Genomic DNA, 16,522 nt, shown 5'->3' with positions numbered 1-16,522 from the left:
GATCTCCTTGCGGGCTCAAGGGGCCTTCACGGCACCGTCATGTGCCGTCCCCAGCATCCGCTGCATTCAAAACAGAGGAGAGAGGTTCCCATGCATCCATCGTTCAAGCGCCTTGCCGTTGCCAGCGTGGTGGCCGCCACCCTGACTGCCTGCGGCGGCAGCGACAACTCAAACAATTTCATTCCTTTCGTGCCACCGCCCGCGGCAACCAACCCGCCGCCGGCGTCGCCCGCCGTGCCCGGCACCATGGATGTGAAGCTCATCGCCTTCAACGACCTGCACGGCAACCTCGAGCCGCCGAAGCTGTCGATCAGCGCGCCCGCCAAGGGCGGCGGCACAGTGCCGGTGCCTGCCGGCGGCGCAGCCTACCTTGCCTCGGCCATCGCTTCGCTGAAGGCCAGGAACCCGAACAACGCGGTGGTATCGGCCGGCGACATGATCGGTGCCTCGCCGCTGGTCTCGGCGCTGTTCCTCGACGAGTCGACCATCGAAGCCGTGAACGCGATGAAGATCGACTTCAACGCAGTCGGTAACCACGAGTTCGACAAGGGCCAGACCGAACTGCTGCGCATGAAGAACGGCGGCTGCGCGAAGAACACCGCGCTGGAGCCCTGCCGCGTCAACAAGAGCTTCCCGGGCGCCAACTTCGGCTTCCTCGCGGCCAACACGGTGAAGGGCGACGGCAACACGCTGTTCCCCGCCACCGGCATGAAGACTTTCACGAAGGACGGCGCCACTGTGAAGGTGGCGTTCATCGGCATGACGCTGAAGGGCACGCCGAACATCGTGACGCCCGCCGGCGTCGCGGGCCTGACTTTCAAGGACGAGGCAGACACCGCCAACGCGCTGATTCCGCAGTTGAAGGCACAGGGCGCGGACGCCATCGTCGTCGTCATCCACGAAGGCGGCACCACCACCGTGGGCTACAACGACAAGAGTTGCGCCGGCCTGAGCGGCGACATCCTGCCGATCCTCAACAAGCTCGACACCTCGGTCGACATCGTGATCTCGGGCCACACGCACCGCTCGTACGTGTGCGACTACGCCAAGACCAACCCGGCCAAGCCCTTCCTGCTGACCAGTGCCGGCCAGTACGGCACGCTGTTGACCGACATCAACCTCACCATCGACACCCGCACGCGCAAGGTGACGGCCAAGGCGGCCGACAACGTGATCGTGCAGGGCGAGGCCTACACCAGCGGTTCCACCACCGTCGCGCTGACCGATCAGTACCCGACCTTCGACAAGAACCAGGAAGTGGCTTCGCTCATCAACCAGTACCTCACCATCGCCGGACCGCTGGTGCAGCGCGTGGTGGGCTCGCTCACCGCGACGGCCACGCGCACGCAGACCGCGTCGAAGGAAAGCGTGCTGGGCAACCTGATCGCCGACGCACAGCTGACAGCGACCAGCCCGGCCGGCAAGGGCGCCGCGCAGATCGCCTTCATGAACCCGGGCGGCGTGCGCGCCGACCTCGCGCCCGCCGGCGACGGCAGCGTGACTTACGGCCAGATCTTCGCCGTGCAGCCCTTCGGCAACAGCTTGGTGGTGAAGACCATGACTGGCGCGCAGATCAAGGCATTGCTGGAGCAGCAGTTCAACAGCGGTTCCAACACCACGACCTCGCCGAAGGTTCTGCTGCCGTCCGCCGGGTTCTCCTACACCTACAACCTCCAGGTGGCCGCCGGCTCGCGCATCACCAACATGTCGCTCAATGGCACTGCAATGGCCGACGGCACCAGCTACCGCGTGACGATGAACAGCTTTCTGGCTACCGGCGGTGACAACTTCACTGTCTTCAACCAGGGCACGGACACGCTCGGCGGCGACCAGGACGTGGATGCCCTGGAGGCCTACATCAAGGCGAACAGCCCGCTGGCTCCGCCGGCGACAGGCCGCATTACGGTTCTGCCCTGAGCGGGTGATGACTGAGGGGGCGGGCCGCGTTCGGCCGGCCCGCCTGCCGGGATGACCAGCGCGCCAGCCACCAGCAACTGAGCATCGCCTGCAGAACGGCGATGCCCAACAAGAACCCGAAGCTCGGCCCGAGGGCATAGAACAGGCCCAGCCCGAGCAGTGTCTGTGCGAGCCAGTTCGTCAGCGCCATGCGCCCCATGGGCGCGAGCTTGCGCAACCAGTGCCGCCAGCGGGTCTGCTGGAACAGCAGCACGAAGGCGGCCATGCAGCAAAGGCTGAGTGCGATCTGGTGCAGCAGGCGCATCACCCTGACACCCGCGCCGCCGGAGTCCCACAACATCAGCGGCGCGGTCGTGGCCAGGCTGACGACGAGCGCCACCTTCAACAGGCGAACCCAGAGCCGCCGGTGGGCGACGGACTCCTGCAGCATGCGTCGAACGAGCAGGCGTATGGAGTTGGGCTTCTCCCCAGGCCGCACCGCCTGCATCGCGAAGCCCAGGCCGAAGAGCAGGGCGAGCAGCGCGATCGACGTCACGATGAATTCGAGCAGTGAAGAACTGCGCAGATTGAACAGCGGCATGCCGAACAGCGCGAAGCCGCGCAGCGAGTCCAGCAGTTCAAGGCGGCGGGTGCTACCGGCGCCTGGGCAGCGCTGCGGCCTTGCAAGGTCGAATGTCATGGGGGTGCGCAAAGTGGGGTCGCTGCGATGCTATGAATCTGCATTGCACGAACATTGCGTTTGGGCCGCCTCCAGGCCGGCCCCGGGCGCACCACCGTTCGCCGATGCCGTGACCTTGCGTAGGCCGATGTCTCCAACCCGATTTGTGCCGGTTTTGCAGACTTAGCATGAGCAAATCTGCTGTCGAAGGCAGAGATTTCTTCGCCGACTCATGTTTTTTGCAAAGGATTTCGTCATGAAAACCATGAACTTCCGCATACTGGCGCTTTCATCCGCCGTGGCGGCGTGCAGCTTGGCCTTTGTCGGGTGCACCACCACGCGACCGCAGGATCAGTCCAGCAGCGCGTCTTCGCGCACTTCCATCGACGCCCAGGTCGATGCCTCGCTGTCCAAGCTGTACGACTCCGTGAGAGGTTCACGCGAGCTGGTCGCCAAGTCGAGCGGCGTGCTGGTGTTTCCTGCCGTGATGGGGGCCAGCTTGGGCGTGGGCGCCGAATACGGCCGGGGCGCCTTGCGCGTGAACGGGCGCACACAGTCCTACTACAGCACCACTGCCGGGTCGGTGGGCTTCCAGGCGGGTGCGCAGTCGAAGGCCGTGATCTATCTGTTCACTACGCAGGCGGCGCTGGACAAGTTCCGCAACAGCAAGGGCTGGACGGCGGGCGCCGATGCCACGGTGGCGCTCGCGACCATCGGAGCCAACGGCAGCATCGACACAAACACGCTGCGCCAGCCCGTGGTGGGCTTCGTGATGACGAACGTGGGGCTGGAAGCCGGCGTCTCGCTGTCGGGAGCGAAGATCAGCGAAATCCAGCCGTAGCAGGCTGCTGGGCTCAGTGGCCGAGCCGGGCCTGCAGCTCGGCCACTTGTTTGCGCAGGGCCTCGTTCTCGGCTGTGAGTTCGGCCACGCGCTGCTCCAGCGCCTGCACTGCGTCTGGCTTGGCCTGTTGCTGTTCGTCGTCCGAATGCGCTTCGGCGGACTCCTCACGCGGCTTCTTCTTCGACTCGCGCACGCGCTTGGCCGCCTGCTTGAGTTCGTCCTTGCCGGCGTTCGCGGCCGAGACCTGCTCTTCGGCCGGCAACGTGGCCACGGCAGCCGCGGTGTTGATCGAAATCACGCCCGACTTCACGGCTGCCACCAGTTCCGGCGCGGCCTGCTTCTGGATCTTTTCGATCATCCCGACCTGGCTGCTGCTCAGGCGTGCGGCCTTGGCGATGGCTTCGCGGCTGCTCAACGGAGCGGGCGGCGGCAGGGTGGGGGCTGCTGACGCACTGTCGTCCGGCGAGCCGTCGGCGGGGGGATCGACGTCGAACGGGACGTCGGACGCCGAGGCTGGCTCAGCAGCGACGCGGCTGCGCTGCTTGTCGACGATGTCTTTCTTCCGCAACGCCAGCACGCCGCGCAGGAAATCCGAAATGCTGCGCCGGCCCAGATGCTGGTCGATCATCCAGAGGTGCACGTCCTCGATGGTCTTGAAGCGCGTGTTCTGCACCGTCTTGAATGGCAGGTCGTGTTTCTGACAGATGCCATAGCGGTTGTGGCCGTCCACCAGCACGTCGCCCCACAGCACCAGTGCGTCGCGGCAGCCCTCGGCCAGGATGCTCCGCTCCAGCGCCTCGTGTTCCTCCGGCGTCATGGGGTCGATATAGGCTTTGAGTTCTTCGTTGACGACGATGTTCATGAGGGGCGGGAAGCGGAACGGGGCAAAGGGGCGGAATTTTAGATGCGCCCGGCCGACGGCTTTCGAGACGTCGTCCGGGTGTCTCTGTTTGGTGCATCCAAACGTCTATAGAGGTAAGGACACAGTCGCAAATTCGCGCTGTCATCCTTTTGTAAATATTAATGATTCTTATTTAAATATGTGGCCGGAGAGCTGCAGCCACGCCAATGCGCCCGACGCGCGCCGTTTCGAATTTCGACGCCTGGCCCCAATCTGGAGTTGTTCAAAAATGCTGTCACTCACGTCCGAATCTTCTCTGGGAGATGTTTTCGTCGCCAACCGGGCCCAGCTTCTGCACGTGGCCCGCAGGATCGTCCGCACCACGGACCTTGCCGATGACGTCGTGCAAGACGCCTATCTCCGCATTGCCGACGGCGCCTGCGACCGCAAGGTCGACAAGCCCATGGGCTATTGCTGCCAAGTGGTGCGCAACCTCGCACTCGACCACTGCCGCCGCCAGTCCCTCGAGGCCACCTACCGCACCTTCGACGTGGACGTCGAGACGCTGGATGTCCCGGGACCAGCGTCGCCGGACCGCGTGATGCGCGACCGGCAGGTCGTCGGCCTGATCGAGAAAGCGCTGTCGGCGCTGTCCCCGAGGACGCGCGTGGCCTTCCAGCTCTACCGTCTCGAAGGCCTCACGCAGCGGGACATCGCAGCGCAGATGGGCTGCGCGCTCGGGCTCGTGAACCGCCTGATCGCCGAGGCGGACGAGGCCATCGGCGCGATGCGCCACCTGATCAAGGATTGACGCAGAGAAGCTCTCGTGCCGCTTCGTGTAAGGTAAAACCGTACACGCATGGCACAAGAGCAAGACGACGACCTTATCTGGCGCACCGCATGGGACTGGGTGCGGCGCGAGCACGACCGCGAGAATTTCGGCGAAGGCTCGCGTGTCGAAATGGTGGCATGGCTTCTTGCCGACCCCGCCCACCGCAAGGCCTACGACAAGGCCGCCCGCCTCTGGCTGCTCGCGGGTCTGGTGCCACCCACCATCGACGTCGATGCGTGGAAGAAAAACCAGAACCGGGCATCCCCCGAAGACGCAGCACCCAGCGACGACGACGCCTGATCGTCGCCAGCGCGCCGCCTGGCCGCCCCCCGCACCGGGTGAACAGATTCGGTCCCGAATCGTCATGTTGATCAGAAGCCCAGCAATCGGCCACTCACCGGCCCGCTTGCCTGCCTGCTTCCTCAATCAACCGCACAAGGACCGCCCATGTCTACCAGCTGCTTCGATCGCGAAGACGAAACCTTCATCGTCCTGGTCAACCAGGAAGACCAATACTCCATCTGGCCGCACTGGAAGGCCGTGCCCAGCGGCTGGAAGGCTGTCGATGGCGTAAAGGGCGACAAGAAGACCGCGCTCGATTTCGTCGAGAAGAACTGGACCGACATGCGCCCCAAGTCGCTGCGCGACTGGATGGCCGCGGAAGCTGCCGCAAGCTGATGGCCGGGCCGGCGAGGGTTTCGCTGCTGTGCCTGCCTTGCGCGGGCGCCAGCGCGACGATGTATTTGCGCTGGCGGCATCAGCTGCCGCGCTGGATCGAGCTCCTGCCCGTCGAGCTGCCGGGCCGGGGCATGCGCATGGGCGAGCGCTTCGTCGAAACCTACGATGCCCAGGTCGCGCGGATCTGCGCCGAGAAGGCGAACGCGATGCACGGCAGCTTCGCGATCTTCGGGCACAGCATGGGCGCCTTGCTGGCCTACGGCGTCGTGCAGCGTCTGCGCGCGCTCGGCCGCCCGTTGCCGCTGGCACTTTTCGCTTCGGGCAGTTCCGCGCCGTCGCAGCGCGACCCGAACCGCCTCCCCGACACGCATGACGACGCCGCGCTGATCGCCGACCTGCGCAAGCAGGGCGGCACCCCCGAAGAAGTCTTTGCCAGCGCCGAGCTGATGCGCATCACCCTCGACACGTTGGGCGCGGACTACCGCGTGTGCCAGAGCTTCGAGTGCACGGCCGATGCGCCTCTGCCCATGCCCCTGCATGTCTTCGCGGGCCGGCAGGACGACATCGACGCGGGGCGCATCGAGGCCTGGTCGACGCATGCCAGCGGCGCGTTCACGCTCGACTGGTTCGATGGCGGCCACTTCTTCATCCGTCAGCACGAGGCGGCTTTCCTGGCTGCACTGACGCGCCGTCTGGGGCAGGCCATGGCCGGCAGGCATCAAGGCTCATTGCATGGGCATCGACTTGACGCGGCATGAGTGAACGCAGTCGGCCCGGTGCCGGCTGCGCCCCTACTAATTTTCTGGAGTGAGCGAGATGGCAGACACGGCAGCAACGACGGTGAGTCTGGGGCATCACCCGGTCTCCGCAAACTTCGTGGAACACCTGCGGGCATTGGCGCAAAGCCGGCCGGACGACGTCTGGCTCACGGTGGCGGGTGAAGCGGACGGTGCCTACTTCGAGAAGCCGATCACCTACGCCGTCTTCGAGTCGCGCGTGCGCGCGCTGGCGGCCCGCCTGCAGCAGCAGTTTGCGAAGGGTGAGCGCGCCCTCGTCATGCTGGACAACGACGACCACTACGCCGTGAGCATGCTGGCGTGCTTCTACGCTGGCGTGATCGCAGTGCCGGTGTTTCCGCCCGAATCCATGCGGCCACAGCATCTCGCGCGGCTGACGGGCATTGCGCAAGATTCGCAGGCGCGCTGCGTGCTGACCTCGGCGGCGATGCGTGCCGCGATGAGCGGCGCGGCCGAGGCGTTCGCACAGGCTGCAATGATTGCCGTCGACGAGGTGAGCCTCGCGCTCGCCGATGCATGGACGCCGTTCGCGCCCGCCGCGGACGACGCGGCATTCCTGCAATACACCTCCGGCTCGACCTCCGCCCCCAAGGGCGTGGTCGTGACGCACGGCAACCTCATCGCCAACGAACGCGCCATTCGCGACGGCATGGGCATCGGGCCGGACGACAAGTTCGTGTCGTGGGCGCCGCTCTATCACGACATGGGCCTCATCGGCGGCCTCATGCAGCCGCTCTACAGCGGTGTTCCGCTGGTGCTGACTTCGCCGCGCTACTTTCTCGAAAGCCCGGTGCGCTGGCTGGAACTGATCTCGCGCCACCGCGCCACCCTGAGCGGCGGCCCCGACTTTGCCTACCGGCTCTGCCTCGACCGCGTGAAGGGCGCACGGCTGGCTGGGCTCGACCTTTCGACATGGCGCGTCGCCTACACCGGCGCCGAGCCTGTGCGCGCCGACACCGAAACCGAATTCATCGAGCGATTCGCGCCCGCGGGCTTCGGCCCCGACGCCGTGTATGCCTGCTACGGCCTCGCGGAAGCGACCCTGTTCGTCACCGGCGGCCGACGCGGCGCCGGGCTGATCGCGCGCACTTTCTCCGCCGGTGCGCTGGCCAAGGGCGAGGGTGTGGAAAGCACGCAGGGCACGATGCTGGTCGGCTGCGGCGCCGCGCCGGACGGCCACGACGTACGCATCACAGACCCCGATTCAATGGCCGCGCTAGACGCCGGCCGGGTCGGCGAAATCTGGGCCAACGGCCCGAGCATCTGCGCCGGCTACTGGGGCAAGGAGCGCGAAACCCGCGAGACCTTCGCCATGCACGAAGGGCAGCGCTGGTTGCGCACCGGCGATCTCGGCTTCATGCACGACGGGCAGCTCTACGTGACGGGCCGCATCAAGGACCTGATCATCGTTCGCGGCCACAACATCTACCCACAAGACATCGAACGCACCGTCGAGGCCGAGATCGATGCCGTGCGCAAAGGGCGAGTCGCCGCCTTCGCGGTGTCAGGGCCGGATGGCGAAGGCATCGGCGTGGCAGCGGAGGTTTCGCGCAGCATGCAGAAGCTCGTGCCGCCGCACCTGCTGGTCGATGCGCTGGGCGCGGCGGTCAGCGAAGTGTTCGGCGAGGCGCCGTCCGCCGTGGTGCTGCTCAATCCGGGCGCACTGCCCAAGACTTCGAGCGGCAAGCTGCAGCGCCAGGCGTGTCGCGCGGGGCTTGCTGCGCGCAGCCTCGATGCTTATGCGATTCACGAGCACGGCGTCTTCACGCGCGGCGGCAGCGGAGCTTCGATTGCGGCGGAAGCACCGGTGCTCGACGAAATCGGAGGGGCAGTCTCGGCCATCTGGAAGGAAGTGCTCAAGTGGCCCGAAGACCGCGCGCTGGCGCACGACGCACACTTCTTCACCTCGGGCGGCAATTCGCTGGCCGCGGTTCAAGCGTGCGCGCGTATTGCCCGGCACTGGAACATCGAATTCGATCTGCGCGACTTCTTCGAGCAGCCCCGGCTGAACGCTTGCGCGGCCATCGTGCGCAGCCGCAAGGACCGTCCGGGCCGCGTGGCTGGCTCGACCACCATCGAGCTGCTGTCCGCCGAACGCCGGCTGCAGCCCTTGCCGCTGTCGCACGCACAGGAGCGTCAATGGTTCCTGTGGAGGCTCGCGCCGCAGAGCACGGCGTATCACATGAGCGGCGCGCTGCGCCTGTCGGGTGTGCTGGGTGCCGCCGCAATGCATGCCGCGTTCGAAGACATCGCCGCGCGCCACGAGTCGCTGCGCACGGTATTCCTGGCAGGCGCTGACGGAACGGCAGAGCAACTGATCAGCCCGTCGTGGGAGCCGCTTCTGATCTTGATCGACCTGCGCCACCTCGCGGCCAGCGAGCGCGAAGCACGTGCCGTAGAAGAAGCGCAACGCCTGCATGCCACGCCATTCGATCTGACGCAGGGGCCGCTGCTGCGCGTAGCGTTGATTCGCCTGTCGGACACCTCGCATCTGCTGGTGGTGGTGATGCATCACATCATTTCCGACAGCGCGTCGATGCAGGTGCTGCTCGATGAGCTGGCGGTCGGCTATGCCGCGCGGCTGAAGGGCGATGCCCCGTCGCGCCGCGCAGTGCCGCGCATCCAGTACGTCGATCATGCGATGTGGCAGCGCAACTGGCTGGCAGTGGGCGAGGCCGAGCGGCAACTGGCCTGGTGGCGCACGCAGCTCGGCGAAGAACATCCCGTGCTGGCGCTGCCGATAGACCGCCCGCGCACGGCGCAAATCGGCTACCGCGCGGCTCGCCACAGCGTCGAAGTGCCTGCGGTGCTGCTGGCCGGCTTGCGCCAGGCCGCGGCGACCGAGGGTGCCACGCTGTTCATGGTGCTGCTGGCCAGCTTCCAGGCGCTGCTGCACCGCTACACCGGGCAGGAGGACATCCGCGTCGGCGCGCCAGTGGCCAATCGCAGCCGTGTCGAGGCGGAAAACATCATCGGCTTCTTCGTCAACACGCTGGTGCTGCGCAATCGGGTCGGTGGGCGCATGCGGCTTTCTGACGTCGTGGCGCAGGCGAAAGAAGCGGTGCTTGGCGCGCAGACGCACCAGGATCTGCCCTTCGAGCAACTGGTCGAGGCACTGCAGCCGCAGCGCAGCCTGAGCCAGAGCCCGCTGTTCCAGGTGATGTTCAACCACCTGGTCGAAGACTACCGGGCATTGGCGCAGTTGCCGGGGCTCGAGGTTGCGCACCATGCGCTGCCTGACGGAACGGCGCAATTCGAACTCGTGCTGGAAGCCCGCGAGACACCCGATGGCCGGTTGACGCTGGGGCTGGTCTACGCGGCGGAGCTGTTCGATCGGGAGACGATCGAGCGGATGGCGGGGCACTACGTGGCGGTGCTGGAGGCATTGACTGCCCAGCCTGAGCTGGCAGTGGGTGACGTGGCGCTGGTGGGGGCGGCCGAGCGCGCACAGCTTGTGGCATGGAGCGAGAACGCGCGCCGCCACGAAGGCGCACAGCCCGTGCATCGCCAGATCGAGGCGCACGCGAGGCTCAAGCCGCAGGCGCCTGCTTTGATCTTCGGCGACGAAGCCCTGAACTATTCGGAACTCAATGCCCGTGCGAACCGCCTTGCCCACCGCCTGATCGCCTCGGGCGTGGGCCCCGATGTGCTGGTGGGGATCTGCGTGGAGCGCTCGACAGAAATGATGGTGGGCATCCTTGCCGTGCTCAAGGCAGGTGGTGCTTATGTACCCCTTGATCCTGAGTACCCCGCAGACCGTCTTTCCTACATGGTCGAAGACAGCGGCATCGCGTTGCTGCTGACCCAGAGCCATCTTCGCAATCTCATACCTAATGCCGACGCATTGCAGGTGCTGGAACTCGACACGCTCGATACCTCTGCCGAGTCCGACGCCGACCCGCAAGTCGCCCTGCACGGCGAACACCTCGCCTACGTCATCTACACCTCAGGCTCCACAGGCCGCCCCAAGGGTGCAGCCATCCGCCATCAAGCCCTGTTCAGCTGCATGGCCTGGATGCAGGAGTTCTACACCCTCGCAGGCGCTGATACGGTCCTGCACAAGGCCCCCTTCGGCTTCGACGTGTCCGTCTGGGAGATGTTCTGGCCACTGACCTCGGGTGCCCGACTGGCCATCGCCAACCCGGGCGATCACCGCGACCCGGTGCGCTTGGTCGAACTCATCCAGAAGCACCAGATCACGACGCTGAACTTCGTGCCCTCGATGCTGCAGGCCTTCCTGGCGTACGAGGGCATCGAGGCAACGACCAAGCTCAAGCACATCATCTGCGGCGGCGAAGCCATGCCTGCGGCCACGCAGAGGGAAGCGCTGCAGCGCCTGAGTGGCGCCACGCTGCAGAACCTGTACGGCCCGACGGAGACGACGATCCACGTCACCCAGTGGACGTGTCGGGATGACGGCAGCAGCCAGGTGCCGATCGGTCGGCCGATCAGCGAGACGCAGGCGTATGTGTTGGATGCAAGCCTGAATGAAGTGCCCATGGGCGTGGCGGGTGAGCTGTACCTGGGCGGCATCAACCTCGCACGGGGCTACCTGAAGCGGCCAGCACTGACGGCAGAACGCTTCATCGCAGCGGCCAACGGAAGCCGGCTGTACCGCACGGGCGATCTGGTGCGCTGGAACAACGAGGGCCAGCTGGAGTACCTGGGTCGTATCGATCACCAGGTGAAAGTGCGGGGCTTCCGCATCGAGCTGGGGGAGATCGAGGCGCAGTTGCAGGCGCAGCCGGAAGTCAGAGAGGCGGTGGTCGTTGCGAACGAAGGCCCTGCAGGAGCGCGACTCGTGGGCTACGTCTCAGGGCAAGGAATCGACACCGCCACGCTGCGAGAACGCCTCGCAGAAGCACTGCCCGACTACATGGTGCCCAGCGTCATCGTGGTGCTCGATGCACTGCCGCTGAACGCCAACGGCAAGGTAGACCGCAAGGCACTCCCCACCGCCGCCATCACCAGCGACAAACCCTACGAGGCTCCGCAAGGCCCCATCGCCGAAACCATAGCCGCCATCTGGGCCGAAGTGCTGCAGATGGACAAGGTCGGCACTCACGACAACTTCTTCGACCTCGGCGGGCACTCGCTGCTGCTGGTTCGCGTGCACCGCCTGCTCGAAGACAGGCTGCGCACCACCGTCGCGCTGGTCCAGCTTTTCAAGTACCCCACGGTCGGCTCGCTGGCGCAGTGGATGGCGCGCGGCGCCGATGCGCCCGCGGCGTTGTCGCCCACGGCCGGCGACGACCGTGCGCTGCGCCAGCGCGCCGCCTTGCTTCAACGTCGCAAATCCGCGGAAAGAGTCAACTGATGAACACCCTCAACGAACAGGCCGCGCAGGCCGATGCAGCTACCGGCATCGAGATCGCCATCGTCGGCATGGCGGGGCGCTTTCCGGGCGCCGACGACGTCGATGCGTTCTGGCGCAACATCCGCGACGGCGTGGAGTCCATAGCCGGCTTCACCGACGAGCAGCTGCGCGCGCAAGGCATCTCGCAGGAACTGCTCGACGACCCTGCTTACGTGAAGGCGGGCGTCCAGTTCAAGGGCTTCGACCAGTTCGACGCCGGCTTCTTCGGCTACTCGCCGCGCGAAGCCGAGTACCTCGATCCGCAGCAGCGCATCTTCCTGGAGTGCGCATGGGCAGCACTGGAGCATGCCGGCTGCGACGCGCACACCTGGCCGGGCAAGATCGGCGTGTACGCGGGCGAGGGCCCCAATCTGTACCTCATGCGGCACCTGCTGCCCGCATTCGGCCTGGGCGACGGACGCGGCATTGCCGATCTGCTGGGCCTCATGAGCGGCAACTCCGGCGGTTCGCTGTGCACCCGCGTGGCCTACAAGCTCAACCTGCGCGGCCCGGCAGTGACGGTGCAGACCGCCTGCTCGACCTCGCTGGCCGCGGTGCACACCGCCTGCCAGGCGCTGCTGGGCTACGACTGCGACATGGCGCTGGCCGGCGGCGTGTGGCTCAACCTGCTGCAGGACGGCGGCTACCTCTACCAGGCCGGCGCCATCCTCTCGCCCGACGGCCACTGCCGCGCCTTCGACGAGAAGGCCGCGGGCACGGTGATCGGCAGCGGCGCGGGCCTCGTGGCACTCAAGCGCCTGGACGACGCGCTGCGCGACGGCGACACCATCCACGCCATCATCAAGGGCACCGCCGCCAACAACGACGGCGCCGACAAGGTCGGCTTCACCGCGCCCAGCGTGAACGGCCAGGCCGAAGTCATCCGTGCAGCGCAACTGATCGCCGGCGTGCCTGCCGAATCCGTGGGCTACATCGAGGCGCACGGCACGGGCACGGTGCTCGGCGACCCGATCGAGCTGGCCGCGTTGACGCAGGCCTTCCGTGCCGATTCCGATCGCACCAACTACTGCGCCATCGGCTCCGTCAAGACCAACGTCGGCCATCTCGATGCGGCGGCTGGCGTCACCGGCCTCATCAAGACGGTGATGGCGCTCAAGCACAAGACGCTGCCGGCCAGCCTGCACTACGAGCGGCCCAACCCGCAGATCGATTTCGCGGCGAGCCCGTTCTACGTCAACGCCGCCACCAAGGCATGGCCCGCCGGTGCCACGCCGCGCCGCGCGGGCGTCAGCTCGTTCGGCATCGGCGGCACCAATGTGCATGTGGTGCTCGAAGAGGCGCCGGCCGCGAAGCCGGCTGAAAGCCCGTCCAGCTGGCAGGTGCTGCCGCTGTCGGCGCAGGACGCCGCTGCGCTGCAGGAGGCGGGCCGGCAGCTCGGTCGCCATCTCGAAGCATCTGCTGACCAATCGCTCGCCGACATCGCGCACACCTTGCAGAGCGGTCGCCGCCCGCTGCCGTTGCGCGTGGCCATCGTTGCCAACGGCCATGCCGTGGCTGCGCAGACGCTGCTGTCGCCCGAGGGCGGCTTCGAGCAGGTGATGCGTGCACCGGCCACCGCGCCCGAGGTCGCCTTCCTGTTCCCCGGCGGCGGCACGCAGCACGCCAACATGGGCGCGGCGCTGTACCGCGACGACCCGGTGTTCCGCGGCGAGGTCGACCGTTGCTGTGCCTTGCTGAACGACGCGATGGGCATGGACCTGCGCCAGCTGCTTTACCCCGCAGCCGGCGCCGAAGCCGCGGCCGACCAGAAGCTGTCGTGCATCGAATACACGCAGCCGGTGCTGTTCATCGTCGAATACGCGATGGCACGCGCCTGGATGGCGCGCGGCGTGCAGCCCGCCGTGATGCTGGGCCACAGCCTCGGCGAGTACGTGGCCGCCTGCCTGGCCGGCGTGTTCAGCCTGGAGGACGCACTGCGCATCGTCACCACGCGCGGCCGGCTGATGCAGTCGATGCCCGCAGGCGCCATGACGGCCATCGCGCTGCCCGAGGACGAACTCGCGCCGTTCCTCCAGGCGGGCTGCGACATCGCCGCGATCAACGGCCAGCAGCTGTGCGTGCTCGCGGGGCCGCTGCAGGCCATCGAAGCGGCAGAAAAGCAATTGCTCGCCGGCGGCCTGATGCCGCGCCGCCTGCACGTCGCCATCGCTTCCCACTCGGCCATGACCGAGTCCATCGTGGCCGAACTGCAGCAGGTGGTTGCCTCGGTGCCGCGCCATGCGCCGCGCATTCCGTTCATCTCCAACGTCACTGGTCAGCCGATCACGGCTGAGCAGGCTGTGGACCCGGCCTACTGGGGTCGCCATCTGCGCAGCACCGTGCGCTTTGCCGACGGACTGGCCGCGCTGCTGGGCGTGGCCGGGCGCGTCGTGCTCGAAGTGGGCCCCGGCGAAACTCTGGCCGGCCTCGCGCGCCAGCATCCGATGGCCGGGTCGGCCGCAGGCATCTGGGCGAGCCAGGCGCATCCGCAGCAGCAGGCCCGCAACGAGCGGCAGCTGGCCAGCGTGACCGGCGCGCTCTGGTGCGCCGGTGTCGAGATCGACTGGGCCGCCTGCCGCGCGGGCCAGCCGCGCCGCCAGGTGCCGTTGCCGACCTATCCGTTCCAGCGCCAGTCGTACTGGATCGAAGCGGGCACTTTCGAGGGCGGTGCCAAGGCAGTGCCTGCAGCCAACGCCTTCTACGTGCCCACCTGGAAGCGCACCGAGCCGCTGCTTGCGGTGCACACCCCCGCGCCGGCCGGCACCTGCACGCTGGTGTTCGGCGAAACGCGCAGCCTCACCGACAGCCTGATCCGCCACCTGCACCGCGATGCCGACACGCATCCTGTGGTCTGGGTGGAGCAGGGGCCGGGCTTCGTCGAGATCAGCCCGCGCCACTACGCGGTGCGCCCCGGCGAGCGCGCCGACCACGAGCAGGTGCTGCGCAAGGTGCAGGCCGAGCTGGGGCCGGTCTCGAAGATCTATCACCTGTGGAGCGTGGACGACGAGCTGGCAGCGCCTTCGCAGTCGAGCGAGATACTGGAGCGTGGCTTCTTCAGCCTGCTGGCCCTGTCGCAGGCACTCGACAGCGCGTCGGCCGGCAGCGAGCGCAAGCTGGCGATCCAGGTTGTCACCAACCAGATGGAAGACGTGAGCGGGCTGGAGCCCCTGTGCCCCGAGAAGGCCACGCTGTTCAGCCTGGCCAAGGTGATCGGGCAGGAGTATCCGCACATCGACTGCCGCGTCATCGATGTGGTGCTGCCCACAGCCGGCAGCGATGCCGAGGCATGGCTGGTGAAGCAGCTCGCGGCCGACATGTCGGCGCGCAGCGATGAGCCGCTGGTGGCGTACCGTGGCCCTCACCGCTGGATCAAGGCCTACGAGCCTCTCGCATTGCCAGCGCCGGGCGCGGGGTCGCAGCAGCGGCTGCGCACCCACGGCGTGTACCTGATCACCGGTGGCCTCGGCGGCGTGGGCCTCTCCGTGGCGCGGCACCTTGCCAAGTCGTGGCAGGCAAAGCTGGTGCTGTTCGGACGCACGCCGTTGCCCGAGCGCAGCACCTGGGAGGCGCTGGCCGCATCGCCTGAGCAGCCCGCGGCACTGCGCCAGAAGCTGCTGCAGCTGCTCGAACTCGAAGCCCTTGGCGGCGAAGTGCTCGCGCTGTCCGCGGATGTGGCCGATGCTGCGCAGATGAAAGCAGCCGCCGCGCAGGCCCGGCTGCGCTTCGGCGCAATCCACGGCGTGATCCACGCGGCGGGCCACGCCAGCAGCGGGATGATCGGCAGGCGCACCCGCGCCATGGTCAACGCCGTGTTCGCGCCCAAGCTGCGCGGCACGCAGGCGCTGCTCGAAGCGGTGCGTGAAGACGCACTCGATTTCGTGCTCTTCTGTTCATCCATTTCCAGCATGGCCGGCGGCCTGGGCATGAGCGACTACGCCGCGGCCAACGCGTACCTCGACGCACTGGCCGGGCAGGTGCAGCGCAGTGCGCGACACGCGGTGTTCTCGGTCAACTGGGACGCCTGGCGCGACCTTGGCATGGCCGCCGGCATGGTGCTGCCCGAAGGCGTCGGCATGGACGGCCCCGAAGGCGCGCTGGCGCTGGAACGCATCGTCAACGGCCCGGCGTTCTCGCAGGTCGTGATCTCCACGACCGACTTGGCGCAGCGCCTTGGCGAGCTCGACAGCGGCATGCTCGAGCTGATCGAGTCCGGCCCGTTGGCTCACGCCGCGCGCGCGGGCCGCCGCAACCATCCGCGCCCCGCGCTCGACACGCCCTACGTCGCGCCCGACGGCGACCTCGAGACCGGCCTCGCCGCCGTCTGGCAGGACATGCTGGGCATTACCGCCATCGGCATCCACGACAACCTGTTCGAGTTGGGCGGCGACTCGCTGCTCGCCATCCAGATCCTGGCGCGCGTGCGCAAGGCCTATGAGGTCGAGCTGCACCCGGCTGCCTTCTTCAAGGCGCCAACCATCGCCGACCTGGCCCTGCTGGTCGAGACCCGGCTGATCGAAGAAATCGAGAACAGCGAAACCGGCGACCCGGCCGATGCCGCCACACCGGACCGACTGTCCGCCACCGTCTGAACCAAGCACCGTC

10 protein-coding genes are annotated in these 16,522 nt (G+C 67.1%); 8 read left to right on the top strand and 2 right to left on the bottom strand.

Features of this window, described 5'->3' with window-relative positions; translation table 11 throughout:
- Positions 1-90 precede the first annotated feature (90 nt).
- Positions 91-1,917 (top strand): bifunctional metallophosphatase/5'-nucleotidase, encoded by a 1,827-nt coding sequence (locus ACSFCA_RS15070; RefSeq protein ID WP_435460029.1) that lies wholly within the window; start codon positions 91-93, stop codon positions 1,915-1,917.
- On the opposite strand, the gene ACSFCA_RS15065 is transcribed toward ACSFCA_RS15070, so the two are convergent.
- Positions 1,901-2,596, bottom strand: coding sequence for a DUF418 domain-containing protein (locus ACSFCA_RS15065; protein WP_435460028.1), 696 nt, complete (start codon positions 2,594-2,596; stop codon positions 1,901-1,903). The genes ACSFCA_RS15070 and ACSFCA_RS15065 overlap by 17 nt on opposite strands.
- A gap of 235 nt (positions 2,597-2,831) precedes the next feature.
- Here ACSFCA_RS15065 and ACSFCA_RS15060 point away from each other — a divergent pair, with 235 nt between their 5' ends.
- Positions 2,832-3,416, top strand: a complete 585-nt coding sequence (locus ACSFCA_RS15060) for a BPSL1445 family SYLF domain-containing lipoprotein (RefSeq protein ID WP_258353793.1) — start codon at positions 2,832-2,834, stop codon at positions 3,414-3,416.
- Positions 3,417-3,429: 13 nt separating this feature from the next.
- On the opposite strand, the gene ACSFCA_RS15055 is transcribed toward ACSFCA_RS15060, so the two are convergent.
- Positions 3,430-4,278 carry a ParB N-terminal domain-containing protein gene (locus tag ACSFCA_RS15055; RefSeq protein WP_435460027.1) on the bottom strand — a complete coding sequence of 283 codons (849 nt, stop codon included), beginning with the start codon at positions 4,276-4,278 and terminating at the stop codon, positions 3,430-3,432.
- Between the two features lie 268 nt (positions 4,279-4,546).
- Here ACSFCA_RS15055 and ACSFCA_RS15050 point away from each other — a divergent pair, with 268 nt between their 5' ends.
- The 6 genes from ACSFCA_RS15050 to ACSFCA_RS15025 all read left to right on the top strand — a co-directional run bounded on the left by ACSFCA_RS15050 (position 4,547) and on the right by ACSFCA_RS15025 (position 16,509).
- The gene (locus ACSFCA_RS15050) at positions 4,547-5,068 is read left to right on the top strand and encodes a sigma-70 family RNA polymerase sigma factor (protein ID WP_258353795.1); all 522 of its coding nucleotides are present in this window, start codon (positions 4,547-4,549) and stop codon (positions 5,066-5,068) included.
- 48 nt (positions 5,069-5,116) lie between these two features.
- On the top strand, positions 5,117-5,389 hold the full coding sequence (locus ACSFCA_RS15045; protein ID WP_435460026.1) for a DUF4880 domain-containing protein: 273 nt from the start codon (positions 5,117-5,119) through the stop codon (positions 5,387-5,389).
- A gap of 147 nt (positions 5,390-5,536) precedes the next feature.
- Positions 5,537-5,767: an MbtH family protein gene (locus ACSFCA_RS15040; RefSeq protein ID WP_093051643.1), complete on the top strand. Its 231-nt coding sequence runs from the start codon at positions 5,537-5,539 to the stop codon at positions 5,765-5,767.
- Positions 5,767-6,525 carry a thioesterase II family protein gene (locus ACSFCA_RS15035; RefSeq protein WP_435460025.1) on the top strand — a complete coding sequence of 253 codons (759 nt, stop codon included), beginning with the start codon at positions 5,767-5,769 and terminating at the stop codon, positions 6,523-6,525. Before ACSFCA_RS15040 ends, ACSFCA_RS15035 begins: the two co-directional genes overlap by 1 nt.
- Before the next feature lie 58 nt (positions 6,526-6,583).
- On the top strand, positions 6,584-11,881 hold the full coding sequence (locus tag ACSFCA_RS15030; protein WP_435460024.1) for an amino acid adenylation domain-containing protein: 5,298 nt from the start codon (positions 6,584-6,586) through the stop codon (positions 11,879-11,881).
- A complete protein-coding gene (locus tag ACSFCA_RS15025) occupies positions 11,881-16,509 on the top strand; it encodes a type I polyketide synthase (protein ID WP_435460023.1) in 4,629 nt (1,542 codons plus the stop codon). The genes ACSFCA_RS15030 and ACSFCA_RS15025 overlap by 1 nt, the downstream gene beginning before the upstream one ends.
- The last annotated feature ends 13 nt before the right edge of the window (positions 16,510-16,522 follow it).

Source organism: Variovorax multivorans, from assembly GCF_051216835.1.
In the GTDB taxonomy this organism is placed as follows: Bacteria; Pseudomonadota; Gammaproteobacteria; order Burkholderiales; family Burkholderiaceae_C; genus Variovorax.
This window is presented reverse-complemented; position numbering and strand designations above follow the sequence as displayed.

Excerpts from the sequence above, each read along its gene's own strand:
- ACSFCA_RS15070 (WP_435460029.1), top strand. The coding sequence starts at position 91 with ATGCATCCATCGTTCAAGCGCCTTGCCGTTGCCAGCGTGGTGGCCGCC.
- ACSFCA_RS15065 (WP_435460028.1), bottom strand. The coding sequence starts at position 2,596 with ATGACATTCGACCTTGCAAGGCCGCAGCGCTGCCCAGGCGCCGGTAGC.
- ACSFCA_RS15060 (WP_258353793.1), top strand. The coding sequence starts at position 2,832 with ATGAAAACCATGAACTTCCGCATACTGGCGCTTTCATCCGCCGTGGCG.
- ACSFCA_RS15055 (WP_435460027.1), bottom strand. The coding sequence starts at position 4,278 with ATGAACATCGTCGTCAACGAAGAACTCAAAGCCTATATCGACCCCATG.
- ACSFCA_RS15050 (WP_258353795.1), top strand. The coding sequence starts at position 4,547 with ATGCTGTCACTCACGTCCGAATCTTCTCTGGGAGATGTTTTCGTCGCC.
- ACSFCA_RS15045 (WP_435460026.1), top strand. The coding sequence starts at position 5,117 with ATGGCACAAGAGCAAGACGACGACCTTATCTGGCGCACCGCATGGGAC.
- ACSFCA_RS15040 (WP_093051643.1), top strand. The coding sequence starts at position 5,537 with ATGTCTACCAGCTGCTTCGATCGCGAAGACGAAACCTTCATCGTCCTG.
- ACSFCA_RS15035 (WP_435460025.1), top strand. The coding sequence starts at position 5,767 with ATGGCCGGGCCGGCGAGGGTTTCGCTGCTGTGCCTGCCTTGCGCGGGC.
- ACSFCA_RS15030 (WP_435460024.1), top strand. The coding sequence starts at position 6,584 with ATGGCAGACACGGCAGCAACGACGGTGAGTCTGGGGCATCACCCGGTC.
- ACSFCA_RS15025 (WP_435460023.1), top strand. The coding sequence starts at position 11,881 with ATGAACACCCTCAACGAACAGGCCGCGCAGGCCGATGCAGCTACCGGC.